Genomic DNA, 22,361 nt, shown 5'->3' with positions numbered 1-22,361 from the left:
AAGTTTTCACAGGCGTAATAAGCGTGATCATTATTAGATATTTGGTACGGGAAACCCTGAAAAGTCAGTTAGCCATACTTTTTGTATTGATGCTAATCTTTTTTAGCCAGAAGTCGATAGACATTCTGGGCGCAGCTGTTCAGGGCAATATTCCCTCAAACTTAGTACTTCCTTTGTTGGGGTTAGGTGTGCCTGAAATGGCGCAGCTTATCTTGCCTTTAAGCCTATTCCTTGGGCTATTGATGACATACAGTAAACTTTACACTGAAAGCGAAATTACGGTGATGCATGCCTGTGGTTTGGGCAAAAGTGTGTTAGTCAAAGCCGCGTTAGTCCTTGCCGCAATCACAGCGATGGTCGCGATTGCCAATATTACATGGATGCTGCCGTGGTCATCGCAATATCAAGAACAAGTGCTGGCAGATGCGAAAGCAAATCCAGGCCTTGCGGCGATGGTGGAAGGGCAGTTTAAAACCACCAAGGATGGCAACTATGTGCTGTATATTGGTGATGTTAAGGGCAGCAATTTCAAAAATGTTTTCCTTGCCCAATTGCGCGCAGCGAATGAACAACGTCCTTCTGTTGTCGTCGCAGATAGTGGCTACATGAAAGAAGACCCAGATGGTCGTCAAGTGGTTGTTCTTAATGAAGGAACACGCTACGAAGGAACCGCATTATTGCGTGATTTCCGCATTACAGATTTTGTGAATTACCAAGCGATTGTGGATCATCAATCGGGTGAAACGCGTAGTGACCGTGTTGAGCAAAAAAACATGCTACAACTGTGGGATGAAAATACCCCAGAGGTGAATGCAGAGTTCCACTGGCGTTTAACGATTGTGTTCTCTGTGGTGGTCATGGCCTTGATGGTAGTGCCATTAAGTGAAGTGAACCCGCGTCAAGGGCGTGTGCTCAGTATGTTACCTGCAATGTTGCTGTATCTCATTTTCTTCTTACTGCAAAGTACGTTGCGTAATAGTGCTGATAAAGGCGATCTTGACCCGCGTTATACCATGTGGGCGGTGAACTTAGGTTACTTGGTCTTGGCGGTGATCCTCAACGCGTGGAACACTGTCCCAATGCGCCGTATGCGTCTTAAACTGAGTAAAGGGGCTGCTTGATGTTTGGAGTTTTAGATAGATATATCGGGCGAACCATCCTAAATTCCATTTTGGTGACGCTATTTTTATTGGTTTCGCTGTCTGGGATCATTAAATTTGTCGAGCAGCTTCGCAAAGTGGGTGATGGTGATTACACCGCGCTCAGTGCAGGCGTTTTCACCTTACTAACCGTGCCAAAAGATATCGATATTTTCTTTCCGATGGCGGCCTTATTAGGTGCCTTAATGGGGCTTGGTGCACTGGCTTCGCGCAGTGAACTGGTGGTGATGCAAGCCTCTGGTTTTACGCGTTTGCAAATCGCTCTGTCCGTGATGAAAACAGCTATCCCTCTGGTGATAGTCGCGATGTTTATCGGTGAGTGGGTTGCGCCTGCGGGTGAACAGTGGGCTCGAAACTACCGTGCAGAAAAAATTGTTGGTAATTCATTAGTGGTGACTGACGAAGGGATGTGGGCAAAAGATGGCCGTGATTTCATTCACATTCAGCGTATCAATAACTCAACATCTATCCAAGACGTTTCTATATATCGCTTTGATGAACAACAAAAATTAAAATCAGTAATGTTTGCTTCAAGTGGTGAATACGATACAGCGAATCAGCAGTGGGTATTATCACAAGTGGACGAGTCGATTTTAAGCAGCGAGAAAAAAATTACAGGTTCACAACGGCTTACTGTTGATTGGAAAACCAACTTGACCCCCGAAAAACTGGGGATTGTCTCTCTGAATGCGGATTCGCTATCAATTCGTGGGCTGTATCAATACGTCTCATACTTAAAAGAGAGCGGCCAAGTGGCGGCGGTGTATGAGCTGAGTTTATGGAAAAAAATCTTAGCTCCGCTATCCGCAGCGGTTATGATGTTAATGGCTGTTTCCTTTATTTTCGGGCCATTACGTACAGTACCCATGGGGGTGCGAGTGGTATCGGGGATTGTCGGTGGTTTCTTATTTTACGTGCTAAACCAAGGGTTTGGTAACTGGAGCCTTGTCTATTCAGTTCCACCGATTATTGCTGCGATATTACCGAGTTTACTGTTCTTAATTGTCAGTATTGTCTTGTTAGTCAAACGAAAATAATCATTTTATTGTTGATATAGGGCTGTGATCCTTCAGGTTTCACAGCCCTTTTTTTATTGCCATTTACTTAAAAAATAATTACCCAAATTGCTGACGATTTCGAGTAATTTAGTTTGTGGCCGAAATAAGAGGTATTGCTGCTTATCTCCATCTGATGAGCCAATATATTCCCCTTTAACGCCAATAATGTTCGAGCCGCTTTTATTGGCTAACTGCTGCGCATAAGAAAACATGCCGCCATTGGCAGTATAGGATTGCTGAATAGTGTAGGCATTTTCCCGCTCCTTTTTTGCAAATTCATTCCAGACTTGCTGGCGCGCATCACTAACCAGTTGCTTATATTCCTTTGTGTTTTCCAACTTAATTTTATTTGTTTTTAACGGGTTATAATCTAGCTGGCTTAGGTCTATCTCGATATTGTCGGGCTTTTTAGGGGCAGGGAAAGCTCTTTGGTGATTGTAGATCTTTCTTAGCTGCTGAACTAATTCAGAGACTTTTCCTTGCTTAGTGGTGCTGGGGCGAAGTACGTGGGGTAATAAAAAAGAAGCGATTTTCATCTTAAATCCTGTCTTTATGGTCGAAGAGGTTTTAAGAATATCGTTTAGATTGGACGAGGTATTACACAAAGCGCTGAAAGGAAAAACAGCCTGAACGAGTCAGGCTGTTGAGGTTGTTGACAAAGCAGGATAAAAGCTTGGTTTTTCCTGCTTCGTGTTATCAGCCGAAAATCATGAATTGATTTTCCTCGTCTATTTTCAAAACCTATCCAACCTGCAGCCAAACCTAATCGGTTTGCCTGCAGTTTGAACAGCCTGAACGGGTCAGGCTGTTGTTGCAATTAACGTAAGCACACGGGTAAACCCGCGTTTCAGAGTAGGGGCATAGCTCGCCATTGCCTGTAAAGCGTCGGCGGTACCCTTTCAATGTTTCCCATACGCATGGTTAGATGAGAGCGATGCGACTAAATCATTAACTCCAACCGTTAACTTACTAAATTTGCTGCCATCTTTGCGTGTCATCACTACAAAAACGCCGATGTTCTGCTGTGGGATCATCGCCATATAGGTATTAAACCCACCACCACCACCGGTTTTTTGGTAAATGCCGGGAATGCCATTTTTCGGTTTCATATAAACCCAACCAAGGCCTAACCCGTCAGCATGGCCAGCGACATCCATTCCTTTCACCTCTAACAGTTTTTCGCGAGGGAAATAAATACCTTGTTCCCGTGCAGCAGTCGCTTTACGCAAGTTAGTATCAGTTGATAAAAATTGTTGCATCCATTTTTGCATATCCGCTGGCGTTGAATACACACCGCCACTACCAGCGGCAGCAAGGGTATTATGGCAAGGGCTTGGTTTCGTGCCTTCCATTAAACGGGCACACTGTGCATTACTTGGTGTGTAAGTGGTATCCGTCATCTTCGCAGGTGAGGTCACATAGTGGCTAAATAATTGCGGATATGGCTGCCCTGTCGCTTTTACCATCGCATCCGCCAGTAAATCGTAAGCAAGATTTGAATAGGAGGCTTCAGTTCCTGGAGTCGCATCCAACTTGCCTGTTTTTAGCCATGTCCAGCGGTTATCTTGTGTCGGCCAAATAAACACAGGTCGACCCCATTTTCCACCGGGTTGTTCACGGGGTAAACCACTGGTGTGGCTAGCAAGATGATACAAACGGATTGGTTGCCCACTGGCGTTATCAGGTACGGTAACACCTTGATAAGCATACTGTTGTAATGGATCAGTAATCAGTAGTTTTTTGTCTTGCTCAAGCTTAATTAATATTTCGCTTGTCATTAATTTGGTCACTGATGCGATACGAATTAATGAATTAGGGCCAGGTTTTTTTCCATTACCCGGTGCGGTTTCCCCATAATAACGGGATAACGTTTGGTTATTATCGATCACGATAATCGCCATACCTCGTGCATTACTTTCATTAAAAATACGATTTGCATATAAATCGACAATCTTAGCGACGCGCTCGTAAGTCCTTCTATCTCCCTCAAAAACCTGCCAATCTGAGGATTCAACATCATTACCTTGTAAAAACTTAGGTGTTTTTTCTGTCTTGGTTGAACATGCCATTAAAGCAAGGGACAACGCGGATACAGACAGAATTTTTAGAAATGATTTCTTCATGTTTGGAGCCAGCCGATATGATTGTTTGCAAGTGGCTTTTCAGCCAATCTTATTTTTTCTTAGCGAAAATTCGCATTATTGCACCAATTAAGATGCCAATAACGACCCCTGTCGCTATCCATCCAACAAAACCCATGATAAAGCCTTTCAACATTGCATTAGATTGCGGTTAAACTAACAAAAATAATAGTCTATCGCTAGCCACCCAAGCATAGATACGATAAAAATAATTAGCAAAAAACTAACATACTCATTAATCAATATATAAACAAAAGAAGCTTTCCTACCCGAGCCCAATATTATTGTTCAATATGCTTTATTTTTAATCGAACAATCACCTCCAGCGCGAATAAGTGTTGCCAGTGGACACAAGGCAAGTATAATGGCAGCGTTTTCCAAGAAACACATCACTTCAGTGCCGGAGTGGCGGAATTGGTAGACGCAGTTGATTCAAAATCAACCGCCTTCGGGTGTGCCGGTTCGAGTCCGGCCTTCGGCACCATAAGAACATCAATGGACGTCAACAGACGTCTTTTTTTGTATCTGAAATCCAGTGTTTGCACGGTTTCCTCGGTATTTTCAGTCAATGCATGTCAACCTAACTCAACCCACATCAACCTCCGAGTGAGTATACATCTGAGTATATACACCGCTTCGATAATGTATGTATACTCATTATATCTCTAATTACCGATGCTAAAGCAATGAAGGTGCAGCCTGTGGCGTAGGTACATAGTTGGTTATGTCACTCGAAATCATCGACTGTAATCTGAGATATCTCGTTTATATACTCACTCTGGGGTGTAGAGGATAAAGAATATGGCATTAACCGATACAAAAATTCGTGCAGCTAAACCTGACGAGAAAGCTTATACACTGACAGATAGTGATGGCTTGTTTCTTTATATTCACCCCAATGGCTCTAAATATTGGCGCTTCCGTTTCCGCTTTGGCGGTAAACAACATTTGATGGCTTTTGGTGTATACCCTGAAATTTCTTTAGCAGATGCAAGAGAAAGAAGGGACGCAGCTAGAAAGCAAGTTGCTTTAGGTATCGACCCACGCGAACTCAAGAAAGAATTAAAGGAAGAGCAGCAAAAGGAATTTAACACTTTCGAGAAGATTGCTCGCGATTGGCACGCGACGAATAAGAAATGGTCTGAAGGACATAGCCATCGAGTACTCAAAAGCCTTGAGGACAATATCTTTGCGGCTATTGGCAAACGTAATATTGCCGAACTGAAAACTCGCGATCTCCTCGAACCCATTAAGGCCGTAGAGATGTCTGGACGTCTTGAGGTTGCTGCGCGTTTACAACAACGTGTTACAGCCATAATGCGTTATGCCGTACAAAGCGGTTTAATCGACTATAACCCAGCACAAGATATGGCTGGCGCAGTTGCGACAGGCAAACGAGTTCATAGAGCGGCATTAGAGCTTAAACGCCTACCTGAGTTCTTACAACGCATTGATGATTATAAGGGAAGACCTTTAACTAAACTTGCAGTCAAACTTACCTTGTTAGTCTTCATTCGTTCCAGTGAATTGCGCTTTGCTCGTTGGGATGAAATCGATTTTGATAATGCCATGTGGACGATCCCTGCTGAACGCGAAGAGATAGAAGGGGTTAAACACTCACATCGCGGATCAAAAATGCGTACTACTCATTTAGTGCCTTTAAGCCGACAAGCTATTGAGATCTTAAAACAGATCTATCAATTCAGCGGCAACCACGAACTGATCTTTATCGGCGATCATAACTCAAGGAAACCAATGAGTGAAAACACGGTAAACAATGCATTACGTGTGATGGGTTATGACACTAAGACGGAAGTCTGTGGACATGGCTTCAGAACGATGGCGTGTAGCTCGTTGATTGAGTCAGGGCTATGGTCGAAGGATGCAGTAGAAAGGCAGATGAGCCACCAAGAACGTAACTCAGTTAGAGCTGCTTATATTCATAAAGCAGAGCATATTGAGGAAAGACGCTTGATGGTGCAATGGTGGGCAGATTATCTGGATGCGAATAGGGAAGGGCATGTGGGAGCGTTTGGGTTTGGAAAGTAAATTGAGTATACGGATATATTAATATGAAGAAAAAGAATCGAAACGTTACGAGCAATATAAAAATCAGATGTTGGATACGCTCATATGTAGGTATAAAAGATGTTTCTATTCAATTTGAAAGAGCTATTATTATAGTATAATAGTTAAAATAGAAAGTTAGAACTGTTTCTGGATAGTCTGAAATTTACATTAAAATTTTAATCTATTCAGATAGATAGAGTGATTTTTTATTCTGAGAATTATAATTAATAATAGTAAGTCTTCATGGGCGAAGGTAGGTTACTATTTTCACTAGTAGTTATCTTGAAAAAGATAGCTGTAGTATAGTGTACTATCATGAATAGTTTTACCTTTTGCCTGATTGTTATGTTTTAATAGGAAAATTATGAGTAAGGCACCTTTAGTTATAGATCTGTTTTGCGGATGTGGGGGATTTGGGCTCGGCGCGAAGCAAGCTGGTTTTGACATCATTGCTGCAATTGATATTGATTCAACTTTGCAGTCAGCTTATGCTTTGAATTTTCCTAACACAAATGTGATTAATGGTGATTTATCATTAATGAATGAAGATAGTTGGTCCTCGATTATTCAATCACGGAAGATTGATGGTGTTATAGGTGGTCCTCCCTGCCAAGGTTATAGCAGAATGGGACATTCTGATGTAAGTGATCCTCGCCGTTCATTGTTGCGCCACTTTTTTAGAACTGTAAATATAATAAACCCTAATTTTTTTGTTATGGAAAATGTTGAGGGATTGATGGATGAAAAAAATATATACGAACTAAAATCAGCTCTTAAAGTATTAGATAAAAAATATAAAATATTTGAGCCAATTATCATTGATGCTTCAAATTTTGGTGCTGCAACAAAACGAAAACGAGTTATTGTAATTGGTTTTATCCCTGATGAATTTAATAATAGTTTTGATTTAAATCAATTCAAAAATAAAATTTACCGGAAAAATAATGTAAGAGATGCGATAAGTGATCTGCCTTCTCCATTAGTACAATCAAAAAATAATGATAAAAGCAACTTTGGGTGGCAGAAATATAGAAACTATAACAGTAATACTCTCTCTGCATATGCAAAAGAAATGCGGCAATTACCTCCGAAAGGAATGGGCTGGAGTGAGTCAATAGCACAGTTGCTTGATGGAAATATAAGTGGCTTTTTTAATACAGAGCATTCACCTAAAGTAAAAGAGCGATATTTATCTATTTTACCCGGAGCAGTTGATCCAATCAGTAAATCTAAATGCTTATCTTGGGATGGTTTGTGTCCCACCTTGAGGGCTGGAACTGGTAGTGATAAAGGAAGTCATCAAGCTGTCCGACCACTTCATCCTGAAGAAGGCAGAGTTATCACTGTAAGAGAGGCTGCGCGTCTTCAGGGATTTCCTGATTGGTTTGTATTTCATTATACTAAATGGCATAGTTTTCGAATGATAGGAAATAGTGTATCTCCTATAATGGCTAAACACATAATGGAAGTTATTCGAGATAGTATAAAGCAAGCAGGTAATGATTCTATCAAGGCAGGATAATTGAATGAATAATATAATTATAGACCGTTTATCAATTGATACTGGTGTTAGCTCAACATTTCTAGAAGAAGCTTTAACGAAGGATATTACAACATTAGAAGCAATTTTTGATCTAGTTGATAATTCAATTGATGCAGCAAGAGATTTATTAATTGAACAAAAATGTTCAAGGGGAGATGATAATTTACCATCATCTTATTCAGGATTTTATATATGTATTAGGATAGATGAAGACTCTCTTCGTGTGTTGGATAATTGTTCCGGTATTGATAGAGATACACTTTCTACTAGAACGTTATATACTAACAAGCCCTCTGAACATGAATATGGAATTGGCTTATATGGGATAGGCCTAAAACGCTCTATGTTAAAAATGGGAACTGAGTTTTCATTTTATGTCGATAATGGTATAGAAGGATTTAAATCTCACTTTAATAATAAAGCAATTGGTGGCGGTAAAGACTCCCCAGTATATGCTGATGTGGTACCCACAAAATTAAGAAAAAAATCTTTATTTAATGTGTCAAATATAAAAAGTGAAATTAAAAATGATTTCCATAATTCAAAGTGGTTTGATAATGCAATTAAAGAATTTTCTAATAGATATTCTATTTATATAAAAAAAGGATTGAAAATAGTTTTACATCATGTAAAAAATAAAGTTAGAAAAAATATAGAGGGTGTATCTCCAAGTTTAAAATTGGATGGAAAGTTTCTTCCTACAAAAAAATGTCTTTATATACAGGGTGTTGATGTAATCATAGAAAGTGGTATTCATAGTGAGTATATTTTCCCCGGTGAAGAAGGGCATAGCATAGCTAATAATAAAAAGTTGACGGATTCATTTGGTATTTATTTTTCTTGTAATGACCGAGTCATTGTAGCTGCTAGCACCGAAAAAGTTCACGGTTGGGCAACTAAGTGGCATTCTGAATATAATGGTTATGTCTGTTGGGTTAAATTTATATCAAAAAATGCAGGGTTACTCCCATGGAATACTGCTAAATCAGCATTACGAACTGACAGTGCATTATTTCTTGAAGTAAGAGAACAATTGCAGCCAATAGCAGATCAATATAGATCTGCTATTAAGCAGCGTTACTTATCTAAAAGCAAAAATAATTTTCAGAATGTAGAAGAAGCTGACAATAAAATAGATAATAAAAGCACTAAAAATGAGAAAGTAGAAAAATCAGAAGAAAAGATACCCTCAAAAAATATTTCAAGTAAGAAAGATAAGATTAAAGCTAGGCCTAATGTAGATTTGCCAAGAAATCGAGATATTTTAGTCGATTGGGGCGTTACTGATATTATTATTCCAGAAAAAAGAAATAAAGAATATCATATATTCTACGAACTGTGCCAATTAAAATCTAAAGATGAGCCAATAACATGTGTTGTTATGTTGAGAGTTTTTTTAGAGACAACTACAAAAGAAGTCATGAAATGTATAAATTCAAAACCACAAAATAGTTTAGCAAAAAATTCTGCATATATCGCTAGTGTATTAAATGAAAGGAAATATATAACAGAAGCAGTTAAATTATTAATTGAGAGATATGGGCGTACTAATGAAGATAGCCTTCTATCAATTAATAATATACAGTCTTTGGTCCACTCTGTTGACTTTAATACAGAAAAAACCCTTGTTAATAGATATTGGGATGATTTAAAACCTTTTCTTGAAGGGTGCTGGAAGCTAATAAACGATTATGATATTAAATGATTTGTTATAAAACTAAATGACTGAGTATCCCACAATATTGTGGGATATATCTTAGAATTGAGTGTATTTAATGTTTTGGATAATTTAAAAGCTATAATAAACTATATTTCACTGGTTCAGGGAATATTAAGCCTAGATCTCTTGGATTAATTTTAAACAATGGTCCTTTTTCCGATACTCTACCATTTTTTGCTGAACGTTTAATTAAATGGTCCATCAGTATTACTCAATGTTGGTAGAAGTTTTTTTATTAATTCATTATTGTCCATCGAATAGTTACCGATTTGATAGGTATCTTTAAGATAAAAATATCTAAAAGATAGGAAGTTTGGTTAGATGTTCCTTTGTAACATTCCCCGCAGGGACACCATATCTAACTCTCCCGAACTCTACCCAACTCAACAAAAATCCTTTATAATCAATAAAACCCCTTTATTTAAGCATTCTAAAGTCAACCGACTTCTACCCAGTTGAACCTAAATCAACTTAGGATTGGGGGCTTAAATAGGGGCTCATTCTGTTCAATATAAAATGAGGCCCCCAATGCCACTTAATGCACGTCAAGTAGACACAGCCAAGCCTAGAGAAAAAGCCTATAAAATGGCTGATGGAGGCGGATTATACCTACAAATCAATATTAATGGTTCAAAATACTGGAGAATGAAATACCGATTTGCTGGTAAAGAGAAAAAACTATCATTTGGAACATATCCTGATGTTTCATTAGCTGATGCCAGATCTAAACGAGATGAAGCTAGAAAAGCTTTAGCCAGTAATAAAGATCCTGGAGAAATTAAAAAGGCTGAACAGCTGGCTAAAAAGTTATCGATAACCAATACTTTTGAAGCTATTGCCACAGAGTGGTATAACGCAAAAGTTTCTAATTGGTCTAAAAATTATGCTGACTATGTTAATCGTGCATTCAAAAATAATGTTTTTCCATATATAGGTTCTAGACCAATAAATGAAATCAAACCACTAGAACTTTTATCTGTCCTCCAACGAATCGAAAAACGGGGTGCTTCAGAACTTGCCAACAAAGTAAGGCAGCGCTGTGGTGAAGTATTTTGATATGCCATAGTGACTGGTCGAGCGGAATACAATCCAGCACCAGATCTTGCAAGTGCCTTACAAGGATATGAAAAACAACATTATCCTTTCTTAATAGCAACTGAATTACCTGATTTTTTACAAAAATTATCAAATTACACTGGCAGCTCTATAACTCTCTTAGCTACTCGGTTGCTTATGCTGACTGGACTAAGAACAGTTGAATTACGTATGGCTGAATGGACAGAAATTGATTTTAACAACCGTATATGGGAAATACCTAAAAACAGAATGAAAATGCGACGTTCACATCTTGTTCCTCTCGCCAGTCAATCTTTAGATGCTCTACATCAACTTAAACAAATCACAGGAAATTACCAATTTGTCTTTGCTGGTAGAAATGATGTTAATAAACCAATGAGTGAAGCCAGTATTAACATGGTATTAAAACGAATTGGGTATAATGGTAAGGCGACAGGGCATGGATTTCGCCACACGATGAGTACGATCTTGCATGAAAAAGGATTTAATAGCGCATGGATTGAAACTCAATTGGCACACGTTGATAAAAACTCTATTCGAGGAACCTATAACCATGCGCAATATTTAGAAGGAAGACGTGAAATGATGCAGTGGTATGCGGATTATATTGATTCTTTGGAAAGCCAAAATAAAGTGATTTCGAAATAGCTTATGCCTAAAAACGTAATCATGATCACAGTTTTATTATAATGCATTTTAGTTTGTAACCCATATTCCACCAAAAGCAAGAGCCTCTGTCCTGATTGAACTGACCCTAGTTTATTGGACAGGGGCTTTTTTCGTTTTAATCCGCGCAAAATGAAATCATGATAGAAAGCATAACATGTTATCGGGACTGTAAGGCAACTCATTATCCTGCTCTAAAACGTCATTAATCATTTTTAAAGCTGATTGTCTGTTTTCAGCTGATGAGGACTTTATATCAATATCATCTTCTAAAGGGAAATAGATCCCTTTATCAAAATATCGCCATTAATTAAATCACAATACATCAATAATAGGACACGAATATGCGTATAACAGCGACGGCTTCCCCATGCCTAAAATCAGGGGTAATTTCTGTTTTTATTACGAACTTAGGAAAATATAACGAAGGTGAACTGGTTGGTGAGTGGCTTGAGCTTCCAGCAACCTCAAAAGAGATCGAACACTGTTTAATGCGGATTGGCATTGATGGTATTCAGTATGAAGAGTATTTCTTGACGGACTATGAATTCTCAATTTATGGCCTTTCGTCGTACATTTCAGAATACAGCCTTTTAGGTGAGTTGAACGAATTAGCCACGCAATTAGCCATATTATCGCCTGATGAAATTGACCTTTATCAGGCGGCAATTGAAATCGGTTCTTCAGCGAGTTCAATCCATGATTTAATTTATTTAGCGGATAATTTAGATTCTTTCCAGCAATTAGCTGGAGTCAATAATGAATATGATTTAGGTTATTACTGGATAGAAGAAAGTGGTTGTTATGATTTAGCACAACTGGGTCATTTATCCCATTACTTTGACTATGAACGCTATGGACGTGATGTTTGTCTTGAACAAGGAGGAATTTTTCACAGTGGAGGATATGTTTATCATACGAGTGGGTAGATAGGACAACAAAATGAGAGTCAAACCGCTTTCATCCCTTAAGGCGGGAAATAAAGAATGCTGTGGTCCCCCAATGACATCCATAAGCTAGAACGTTAATCAAACTAAACTCTACTTCAAGCCATCTTTACGGATATACGTAGAGATGGCTATTATGGTATTCTTTTTTTATTTAATTCAAACTATTAAATGAATACTTATCTTCCTAGGGTGACAAGCGCAAACCAAGATGAACTTAAGCGCTTATTCATGGCTATGCCATCAGTGATTACCGAACTCGAAAATTAATAAAGCAGTTAGGGTTAGTGGTTGTGCAAAAAAACAATATCGAGTCACATCAAAAGGTAAAGTGTATTTGTGTGATTACCAAGGGAAACTGACGGTATAATTACCAAGCGTTTTGTGGTCAAAGTATATATAAAGCTTGATGGGGAAATTAATATATCAATACCAACGATAGATGGTGTTGGGGAGTTTTTTGATAGATCGCAAATTGACAAACTGTGGAATAATTACTGTGCATCTCCTACGCTCAGTAAGTAAAAAAAAAAGCCACCCCTGCACGAAGTGGCAAAAATGAACTGAAAAAGTTAACCAATTATTAGGTTGGCAATGCTGGAAACATTGTTACAACGTTAGTTGTTATATCACTAATTTAACTTAAGATAAATAGGTGGAAAATATTCAACCCATATAACAGCTGTAATGTACTAAATATAATTATCTATCAGATAATTAATTGGTTGTTTGTTGATTTACCTGGCCGTACATTTCATCTTGCATGCATTTTGCGTGAACTGGCCCTCTCTCTGTACCGCATACTTTTAGTGCTTCATTGTGTTTCTCACACAAGGCTACATTGGTAGTATTAGAGCAGTCTAATAATCTAGGTCCTCTTGCTGCTGATCCTTGATTGATGTTTTGCATATTAGCTCTGTTTTGATTAAATGGGCGTTCACTAGGCGTATCTTGCCAGCGAGGATTATTTGAGTTTTTCCATGGTCCTGATTGTGCAATCGCAATGATAGGGACTAATAGAAGTAGAGGGAATAACACTTTCATAATCTGACTCCTTATATTTCTAATGAATAGATGCTAGCTTGCCTTATTAGATTACTAAATAACCACTAGGAAAAAATGGAGATATCATGAGATATATTTGAAGATTTTATGATGATAGTTTATCTATGGGTTGCTTAGTATTGCTTTAGTGTATTTCTCATAATGAAAAGCTAACTTCAAGTGATAGGCCTGCGGCTCTTGAAATCCCCCTGTAAAGCTGGGAGTTACCTTTTCATTGTGGGGAGCGATAAAGCTTAGTGTTAACAGTTTTACTTATAATGTGAGTTCAGATTAAGTAATCATCAACTGTGTTCTATATGATATCTTGATTTCATGGAGCAAAAAGAGAGAGAATATGGACTACTATGTTGATACATTGGTTGATAAGATTGGCTTTAATCGAATACACGCTGATGGTTGTAAACACTTACCCAAAGGTGTGAGTAGGCTATTTTTGGGGAATTTTGAGAATATATCTTCTGTTATTGATTTTGCTAGAACGTACTTTTTCCCAAAAGCGATGTCGTGTAGTTATTGCTGCCCTGTTGCTGACAGGTTAGCTCATCCCGAACAACCAAATACCTTACTATAAAGTTCCGGTAGCATGGAACATGCCTGACTGAACTAAACCTGCCAATACTATTACAACAACAAAATACCCCAAAAGATATTCCAAGGGCTGCGCATTGCGTGACCTTTTTCGTATATAGCCCTATCAAATAAAATCCAACGTATTTAATTACGGCAAGTAATTTACTGGCGGTTTTCTATTAACTAAATATCGGAACACTCCGCAAGGGGGATATTGATATGCACGAAAAATACTCTAGTGGCTGTAACGCTTTATGACAACAATGTTTTAGTAAAAAAAGATATTGAGCGATTAGAAAATGAAGCGGCTACAAGTCAATTCATATTGTCCACGGTTTAGAACTATCGGTAACATTCAATGAAATCTCACTAAATAACTTTAGAGAACGCGACGCGGCAGCAGCGGCTTCTGAAACGGTTAAAACTATTATCAAAATCGTTATTGTGGGTGATAGGTGCCCTGCTATTGATGCTCCTCGTGATGCTACTGTCGAGCTGTACAACCACGCGGATAGAATACGTTCAAACGCCGTCAGTGCCCATTCCAGACCATTTACTCAATGATTGTTTGCCTGAGTACATCCCTGAGGCATTTCCTTGGGGTGACTCTTTATTGATAAATGAGTCACTACTAACAGTTATCGAGCAATGTAATTTAGACAAAAAGGCCATTCGAGAGATTGAAGCGGTTAGAAATAATTTAAAATTATATTGAGGTGAATGGCTTGTTAATACCAACCCGCATGCGCTCTTGCAAAAAAAACTAAATTGATTAAAACAAGAACGCTTAATAAGTAGATAGAGAATTTTACAAAAATTGTCATTGTATTTGGCTCTCTTTTGTCTTTAAAAACAGCAAGTAGGATGTATACAAGGATAGGGATGGTTATGAGTAAGACTTTAATTGGTTGATTATACATGTGCATGGGTTCTCAATCTTGGGCAGTAGAAAATTTTTCAACTAGTTAAAGACAATCTTGACAAGAAAGCAATACGGAAAATTGAAGGGAAAAGGGCAAAAAAATGGCCCATACCACCTCCTAGTGGAATATGGGTGTTACTGGCAGTGTAAAAATGACCCCATATTGGCAATTGAATCTTGACCCCTGACGTAATATAGCGGTTTTACTTGTGAGGCCGCTTTTCAATGTTAACTCAGGAGAGGGTTGTGACGATAAAAGTTCTCAAACAACAGGGCAAATCGATCAAAAGGATTGCTCGTGAAACAGGTCTAGCGCGCAATACTATTAAAAAGTATTTGCAACGTACTGATACAAAACCTGTTTATCAGCGTAAAGCTCATCGACCAAGTAAATTGGATCCATTTAAAGATTATATTCAGTCTCGGATTGATGCGGCTCATCCTGATTGGATACCTGCATCCGTTCTTTATGAAGAACTCCTTGCTTTGGGGTATCAAGGAAAACGTCGAATATTGAGTGGATATCTTGCAGCTTTAAAACCTAAAGCATTGCCTGAGCCACTTGTGCGATTTGAAACAGAGCCAGGAAAGCAATTGCAAGTTGATTTTACCATTATTCGGCGAGGTAAACAGGCATTAAAGGCCTTTGTTGCAACGCTTGGTTATTCTCGCGCCAGTTATGTTCATTTTTATGACAATGAACGAACTGATGCGTGGATTGATGGATTGGTACGTAGTTTCGAGTTTTTTGGTGGTGTTCCTCATGAAGTCCTTTTTGATAACGCAAAGGCGATCATCCTTGAGCGTGATGCTTACCGAATAGGAGAGCATCGTTGGAACCCTAAACTTTTATCTCTTGCTCAGGATTATGGTTTTAACCTAACCGTTTGTCGTCCTTATCGCGCTAAAACAAAGGGGAAAGTTGAACGTTTTAACCGTTACCTAAAATCAAGCTTTGTTGTGCCATTACAAGCAACATTAAGGATGTCAGAGTTACAACTCGATGTCCAAACTGCAAATGGTTATATCGGTTACTGGTTGACTCAAGTTGCCAATGCAAGAGTCCACGGTACAACTGGTGAAGTACCGAACCAACGATTAATCACAGAGCAGAATGGCTTACTGCCATTGCCGATAAAGTTTGGCAATGTTTATGGCTATCAGAGGATAAATACAATGCCGATGCCATTTGAAAGTCTACAGCATCCACTTAGCGTCTATGATCAACTTTTACAGGGGGCATTGTGAATTTACAATCTGAGCGGATTACTGATGCTTGTCGACAACTCGGGCTCTACGCATTACCGGAAAGTTGGCCTAGGATTGCTGAAAAACACCTAGCACAAGAAGGGTCGTATGCTGACTTTATTGAAAAACTTCTTACCGAGGAACTCAATGCTAAGATGCAGCGTACTAAGGCAGCATTATTGAAGTTTGCAGGGTTACCCAATATCAAAACACTTGAGGAATATGACTTTAACTTTGCTAGCGGTGTGCCTAAAGCCCAACTGATTGAATTATCAGGTCTCAGTTTTATTGAACGTCATGAGAACGTTGTTATGCTGGGCCCGAGTGGTGTTGGAAAAACACATTTAGCTATCGCGCTGGGTTATAAAGCGATCATGTCCAATGTAAAAACGCGATTTATTACCGCTGCAGATTTAATGTTGCAATTGGGAACGGCCCATAATCAAGGTAAATTAAAAGCTTACCTACAACGGGTCGTTATGAGCCCCAAGCTCCTCATTATTGATGAGATTGGTTATTTACCTTTTGGTCGAGAGGAGGCTAATCTCTTTTTCAACGTAATTGCAAAGCGGTACGAGAAAGGGAGTACGTTATTAACCAGCAACTTGCCCTTCAGTCAATGGGCAGGCGCATTTGCCAATGATACGACATTGACAGCAGCGATGTTAGATAGGTTACTACATCATTGCCATGTTATTCAAATTAGTGGTGAAAGCTACCGTTTAAAAGATAAGCGTAAAATAGGCATTGCACCAATAGTATCTGAAGTGTAGTCAATGGGGTCAATTTTAAATTGCCAACTGGATCCTTAAAGGGGTCAAAATTAAACTGCCATTGACATGGGTTAACTATATGCACATCTATATTTATTATTATGTGTTTTTAAGAATAGTATATTAACAGATAAATAAGTGTAATAAATATTAACGAGATATGACAATCTCGAAATTATGAGGCTTTTTCATATATACAGGATAAATAATATGGCAACACAAGGTTTCGATAAACCAGCTCAATTCCGTTAAGGATTGGATAAAGGTATTCCAAAAGAATAAAAAAAGCCCCTCGTTGGCGCGGGGCGGAAGATTCGATTAATAGAACCAATTTTTTGTTTATGAATACCCAAATGTCAAATGGGTGTGCGCATGGTACCAACATAGGTTAAATAATCTAGGTATAAATTGTTACGAAATACGGAAAAGAATATTGAAAAATGCGTATACAAATAAAAAAAGCCTACACAGAGGTAGGCTAAAGTGTTGCTTTACGATGAATATCAACGTAAAGCCTAGCAGGTTATTTCAAATGCGCAATTATATTGGTGATTATCAAATGACATAAAAAAAGCCCCTCTATAGAAGGGCATATTTAATGGAAATGTATCTTTATCATTATTGTTGTAGGACCAGTCATCCTTAACCAGCGGCAAGATATTATCACTACTTATTACTTAATCCAAATCGGAGTCTTTATTGATGACTAAAATTGAATTTACATCAGAACAAATCAACTCACTTCATGAGTTTGCACAGGAATAAGGACAACCGTCATGTACTATTGAAGTCAGTAAAGTCTTTGATGATGATGAAGTTGTTTATGAAGGTTTGATTACTTATTCAGATTCGTAAGATCATGGCATTCGACAACTGGAGAGCTAAAGATAAAAAATAGCCCATCAAAGATGAGCAAACAACACAGTGATTTCACTATATCCTTGTCACGGGATAGTAAACAATGAGTTAGCATAAATATTATTGTTATTCCCAATGACAATGGGTGTACTGCATGAGGTCAATGACAGTACGTGTTTATTCAAACAATAGCTATCTTATATTTGTAAAGGCTGATTGCCATCACCTAATCACTGATGTTTTTTTGTAAACGCACTTTCTTTATCTATCGCTCAGATGGGCAGCAACAAGACATTAGATTACTATCGTAAAGCGAATGTGTTCATTACAGACTGGTTTGGGTTTACAACGGGCGTAGAAGGTACTGCGTCCCACTGACAACAAACAATACACCTGCTTCACTTTGTATCCAGCCTTTTTCAGCTTCAGTGCGACTTGCTGCCGTTCATTTCCATGGAAAAAAAGCTGACGCTTTTTTTAACAGATCATTGTCACTTTTTAGACTGGCCCCTGAGATCTCCAGACAGCTGGTATCACTTAAATTAGTGATAATCTTAATACTAGTTTTTAGACTAGTTCTTGGAGATAACATGATCGAGATATTAGATCCTGAACGCAGAAAACGACGTTCCCCACAAGAAAAAATGGCCATTGTTCAACAAAGCTTTGAGTCAGGTATGAGTGTTTCCATGGTTGCTCGACAACATAGTGTCGCGGCATGCCAGCTTTTCCTTTGGCGTAAACAGTATCAAAAGGAATCCTGACCGCGGTAACAGCAGGTGAACAAGTGGTTCCTGCCTCTGAGCTAGCCTCTGCAATAAAGCAAATTAAAGAGCTACAGCGGTTGCTTGGCAAAAAAACAATGGAAAATGAACTTCTTAAAGAAGCTGTCGAGTAGGGTCGAGAAAAAAAGTGGATAGCGCTCGTGCCCTTATTACCCAAGGATGGAAAATAAGCTTAGTGAGCAGAACCTTATGTGTATCACGAGCACAGTTATACGTTCTAGCAAAACGGAAAAGTGATTGGAAAGTTAAACTAGGACGACGCCATCAAGATGATAGCGATGCGCTTGCTCGTATACACAACGTGATTGATAAGCTCCTTACGTATGGTTATCGTCGCGTCTGGGCGATGTTACGTCGTCAATCTGAGAATGAAAATATTGCGATGATTAATGCCAAACGTGTTTACCGTATCATGAAGCAATCAGCATTATTACTGGAACGTAAACCCACAATCCCAGTCTCGAAACGAGCTCATACAGGAAAAGTAGCGGTGAATGAAAGCAACCAACGTTGGTGTTCAGATGGTTTTGAGTTCCGATGTGATAATGGTGAAAAACTGCGCGTCACGTTCGCTTTAAACTGTTGTGATCGCGAAGCCCTTCATTGGGCAGCTAGCGCGGGAGGCTTTGACAGTGAAACCGTACAAGATGTCATGATGGGTGCAGTGGAGTATCGCTTCGGTAACGTGTTACCGACAAAATCAGTAGAGTGGTTGACCGATAATGGTTCAGCATATCGAGCCCATGAAGCGCTGTGGTTCGCTAAACAAGTTGGTTTATCCCCTAGACATACGGCGGTACGTAGTCCCCAAAGTAACGGTATTGCAGAAAGCTTTGTAAAAATCATGAAGCGAGACTACATAAGTTTAATGCCAAAACCTAATGGATTAACAGCAGTAAAGAATCTTGCGGCAGCCTTCGAGCATTACAATGAATGGCATCCTCACAGTGCACTGGGGTATCGTTCTCCGCGAGAGTACCTGCGGCGTCTAACTCATAATGAAATAAGTGATAAAAAGTGTCTGGAAATATAGGGTTAAATACACTTTTTAATTGTTCTACTTGGGCTTCCAGTTCCTGAATTCGTTGTTGTTCTGTGGTAATAGCAGATGCTTTAGGGGTTAGCTCCTTCAGATATGCCAAGCTGCGAAGCTATTTCTCGAAGTGATATCACGCCAACTCGGAGTGGGGGCGATGACAATTATAAAATGCCTCCCATTCAGCTAATTTTTCATGTAAATCAACATCATCCTTATAATCGATTAATTGATAAAACTCCTGTTTATCTGTTAAATGAGAACGCTCTACTTTCCCATTCAATCTGGGGGGAGCTGGCTTGATATAAATATGCTCCACTCCTAAATCATGAATATGCCAATTAAATTTCGATTAGAATTCGTGCCCATTATCCGTTCTAATCGTTTTGATTCTAAAGGGAAATTTATTTACAACATAATTAATAAAATCAATGGCATTAGCCTGATTGTGCCTTTCATAAATTTTAAGTGCTCTTATCCGTGTCGCATCATCAATCGCCGTATTTGGGGAAGCTGGTTTAATTTGTTTCTTAGCAATACATAGTAGCAGCCAGAACGTGATATTTTGATATTAGGAAACCGTAGAAGATATCAAGCGATACGTTGGGGACCAAAATGGTAAGTGGTACGCAGATAAATAACTAGCTCTTCAATGTGTTTTGCAACTCTTCTGGTTGGATTTTCAGGGCAGGGTTTATTGTTGATTAATCCTTTCTCGCCATCTCGTTCATAAGCGCTTTTCCAAGTATAAAAAGTTTCTCTACTGATCCCAAAATGACGACAAGTTTTAGTAATGTTTTACTCTCACGGGCACGATTTAAGATTTTTGTTTTATGTGCAATATCTCGTTTAGCTTTAATGTTCATCATATCTGACCTCCGGCTACAATTAGAAAAACTAATTATCAACCGAAGTCCAGACTTTCATACATACCAAATACCAAACAACAATTAGCTATGCTAAAACAGATAGTTAAAGGTAAAATTTAAACCTTACCTAGGACAGCCCCAAGAATTTTTCATCATCTAGCCCCTACTTGAGGGAAATAACTGGTTTCTAATTAAATTCTACTCAGAGCTGTATACATAAAAATATATATTGAATATATGCTCCTATTTTTCAAAAAGATCATCTATTCGATAAAAGTAATTATCATATTTCACATTAAAAATATGAGTATTCCCTGATGCTATAAGTTATTTTTTAAATTTACATCTTATTATAATTTAAAATTCAGACAATTTAGTTATTGTAAAATGCTTCGTATTTTTTAAGATTAAAATTTGGGACGTAAACGTCCTCTTGTTCAATCACCAATAAAAGTAAAACATTGACGTCTAAAATCATACTTATTTTATATAAACAGTCGACGCTAATTTGATTTATACCTCGTTCATATCGCGATATTTGTTGTTGGCTCAGTTGTAGCATTTTCCCAAGTTGTGCCCCCGATATCCCTTTTGATTTCCTAATATTCCTTACTCTCCCTCCAATAAGTACACTCATATTATTATCATTTTTCGACATTAATGTTTGCATAAAATATACCTCTACGACTTGCTACGGATGTGTGACTAAATATTGATACTCACTTTTTAATAAATTAACGTAAAACAATTGATAACTCTGCACTCCCTTTGACTTTACCCGTGATACCCGTCCCGCGGGAATAGAGGCTGTAGGTAATGGGGTAACTGAATGTTGCACTCGAATTACTAGCGTCGATAGTCCCAATATCAATCGGTGTGCGATTAAACGGAATATTGGTCGGCGTTCCATTAATATTAAGAGACATCGTCACATAGGCACCGGCGTTATTCTCGCTGTTGATTAAATTGGCTTGGTAGTTATCGCCCGAAAAATAAATCGGATTAATTCCTGCCGATAGCGAAAGTGTCGCAGACATAGGATTGGTATTTTGTTGACAATTGACCGTCAAATTACCGTCTGATTTTGTGGTTAATAGTTGACCATTTGTCGCATTGGCGGATTGTGGGCCAAAATCAATCACTGTAGGGGTAGTCAAGGTACACCCTAAATCACTTACCACAACCGAGTAGCCACCAGCAGGTATTAAATTGCTAGAGGAATAACCCCCAGCAGATCGAGGATCTCTGATCATTATTTTAAAAGGGTAGTCTAGATACCCTGTTCCTGATTGCTGAGTACCAGTACCATAAATAAGTACCCGTCCAGTCGCACTTACCTCATGAGTCACAAATCCATTATAAAGAGTCGATTGAAGCGGATACCACATACATCCTGCTTCACTGCCTAAATTTTCATTTGTGTTAGCACCATAACCATTCATTTGTCCAACGATGGTATTAGCATATGGTGTTGTACCTATAGTCCATGAACGATTATCTGTAAAAATCACCTCAGGCACTAACATAAGAGTTTTCTCGGCATTTAGCTTAATCCCTTTAACGCCATCTATCTCCATCAGGTAGTTCCCTTCAACTCCACAGTTAGAACCGTCATCATAAAATGTCATATGCACATAAGCATAAGGAAGAAAATCGTCATAATCACTGGTAACATTCATTAATGAAGTAGAAAACACTTCATTTGCAACCCCCACTAATCCACGACCATTTTGGATGATAATCGGTGCAGCATTTGCAGTCGATTGATACCCAATCAATGCAATGGTACTCATCAAACCATATGCACAAACTAGGGCTTTCTCTGTCATTATTTTTTTTATAAATCCAAATAA

Annotated in this window: 14 protein-coding genes, 1 tRNA gene and 3 pseudogenes; 12 read left to right on the top strand and 6 right to left on the bottom strand. The window is 38.6% G+C overall.

Annotated elements, in window-relative coordinates; all coding sequences use genetic code 11:
* Positions 1-23 precede the first annotated feature (23 nt).
* Positions 24-1,121 carry an LPS export ABC transporter permease LptF gene (gene lptF / locus J6836_RS15370; RefSeq protein ID WP_219244847.1) on the top strand — a complete coding sequence of 366 codons (1,098 nt, stop codon included), beginning with the start codon at positions 24-26 and terminating at the stop codon, positions 1,119-1,121.
* Positions 1,121-2,197, top strand: coding sequence for an LPS export ABC transporter permease LptG (lptG, locus tag J6836_RS15365; RefSeq protein WP_219244846.1), 1,077 nt, complete (start codon positions 1,121-1,123; stop codon positions 2,195-2,197). Before lptF ends, lptG begins: the two co-directional genes overlap by 1 nt.
* A 53-nt stretch (positions 2,198-2,250) precedes the next feature.
* Here the strand turns inward: lptG and J6836_RS15360 are convergent, their stop codons facing one another.
* Both J6836_RS15360 and ampH read right to left on the bottom strand, forming a co-directional pair.
* Positions 2,251-2,754 carry a hypothetical protein gene (locus tag J6836_RS15360; protein WP_219244845.1) on the bottom strand — a complete coding sequence of 168 codons (504 nt, stop codon included), beginning with the start codon at positions 2,752-2,754 and terminating at the stop codon, positions 2,251-2,253.
* Positions 2,755-3,117: 363 nt separating this feature from the next.
* Positions 3,118-4,341 (bottom strand): D-alanyl-D-alanine-carboxypeptidase/endopeptidase AmpH, encoded by a 1,224-nt coding sequence (gene ampH / locus J6836_RS15355; protein ID WP_219244844.1) that lies wholly within the window; start codon positions 4,339-4,341, stop codon positions 3,118-3,120.
* A gap of 417 nt (positions 4,342-4,758) precedes the next feature.
* Here ampH and J6836_RS15350 point away from each other — a divergent pair.
* From J6836_RS15350 to J6836_RS15325, 6 genes and pseudogenes are all read left to right on the top strand, one after another.
* Positions 4,759-4,843, top strand: a tRNA-Leu gene (locus J6836_RS15350).
* A gap of 317 nt (positions 4,844-5,160) precedes the next feature.
* Complete coding sequence (locus tag J6836_RS15345; RefSeq protein WP_219244843.1) at positions 5,161-6,408, top strand: tyrosine-type recombinase/integrase; 1,248 nt, start codon at positions 5,161-5,163, stop codon at positions 6,406-6,408.
* Between the two features lie 385 nt (positions 6,409-6,793).
* On the top strand, positions 6,794-7,951 hold the full coding sequence (locus tag J6836_RS15340) for a DNA cytosine methyltransferase (RefSeq protein ID WP_219244842.1): 1,158 nt from the start codon (positions 6,794-6,796) through the stop codon (positions 7,949-7,951).
* A gap of 4 nt (positions 7,952-7,955) precedes the next feature.
* Complete coding sequence (locus tag J6836_RS15335; RefSeq protein WP_219244841.1) at positions 7,956-9,677, top strand: ATP-binding protein; 1,722 nt, start codon at positions 7,956-7,958, stop codon at positions 9,675-9,677.
* A gap of 543 nt (positions 9,678-10,220) precedes the next feature.
* Positions 10,221-11,417, top strand: a pseudogene (locus tag J6836_RS15330) (tyrosine-type recombinase/integrase).
* A gap of 362 nt (positions 11,418-11,779) precedes the next feature.
* The gene (locus J6836_RS15325; RefSeq protein WP_219244840.1) at positions 11,780-12,364 is read left to right on the top strand and encodes an antirestriction protein ArdA; all 585 of its coding nucleotides are present in this window, start codon (positions 11,780-11,782) and stop codon (positions 12,362-12,364) included.
* A 735-nt stretch (positions 12,365-13,099) separates the two neighbouring features.
* On the opposite strand, the gene J6836_RS15320 is transcribed toward J6836_RS15325, so the two are convergent.
* Complete coding sequence (locus J6836_RS15320; RefSeq protein WP_219244839.1) at positions 13,100-13,426, bottom strand: hypothetical protein; 327 nt, start codon at positions 13,424-13,426, stop codon at positions 13,100-13,102.
* 1,060 nt (positions 13,427-14,486) lie between these two features.
* Between J6836_RS15320 and lysC the strand changes: the two genes are divergently transcribed.
* From lysC to J6836_RS15305, 4 genes and pseudogenes are all read left to right on the top strand, one after another.
* Positions 14,487-14,732 (top strand): Rz1-like lysis system protein LysC, encoded by a 246-nt coding sequence (gene lysC / locus J6836_RS23360; RefSeq protein WP_442959479.1) that lies wholly within the window; start codon positions 14,487-14,489, stop codon positions 14,730-14,732.
* Positions 14,733-15,164: 432 nt separating this feature from the next.
* Positions 15,165-16,187, top strand: coding sequence for an IS21 family transposase (gene istA / locus J6836_RS15315; protein ID WP_219244838.1), 1,023 nt, complete (start codon positions 15,165-15,167; stop codon positions 16,185-16,187).
* Complete coding sequence (istB, locus tag J6836_RS15310) at positions 16,184-16,960, top strand: IS21-like element helper ATPase IstB (protein WP_166697141.1); 777 nt, start codon at positions 16,184-16,186, stop codon at positions 16,958-16,960. Before istA ends, istB begins: the two co-directional genes overlap by 4 nt.
* Positions 16,961-18,408: 1,448 nt before the next feature.
* Positions 18,409-19,636, top strand: a pseudogene (locus J6836_RS15305) (IS3 family transposase).
* Positions 19,637-19,772: 136 nt separating this feature from the next.
* On the opposite strand, the pseudogene J6836_RS15300 reads toward J6836_RS15305, so the two are convergent.
* The 3 genes and pseudogenes from J6836_RS15300 to J6836_RS15290 all read right to left on the bottom strand — a co-directional run bounded on the left by J6836_RS15300 (position 19,773) and on the right by J6836_RS15290 (position 22,337).
* Positions 19,773-20,505 (bottom strand): annotated as a pseudogene (locus tag J6836_RS15300) (integrase core domain-containing protein).
* Positions 20,506-20,881: 376 nt separating this feature from the next.
* The gene (locus tag J6836_RS23355; RefSeq protein WP_442959478.1) at positions 20,882-21,145 is read right to left on the bottom strand and encodes a helix-turn-helix domain-containing protein; all 264 of its coding nucleotides are present in this window, start codon (positions 21,143-21,145) and stop codon (positions 20,882-20,884) included.
* Positions 21,146-21,242: 97 nt separating this feature from the next.
* Positions 21,243-22,337 (bottom strand): hypothetical protein, encoded by a 1,095-nt coding sequence (locus tag J6836_RS15290; protein ID WP_219244836.1) that lies wholly within the window; start codon positions 22,335-22,337, stop codon positions 21,243-21,245.
* Between the last annotated feature and the right edge of the window lie 24 nt (positions 22,338-22,361).

Origin of the sequence: Providencia sp. R33 (assembly GCF_019343475.1) — a bacterium.
Lineage (GTDB): Bacteria > Pseudomonadota > Gammaproteobacteria > Enterobacterales > Enterobacteriaceae > Providencia.
This window is presented reverse-complemented; position numbering and strand designations above follow the sequence as displayed.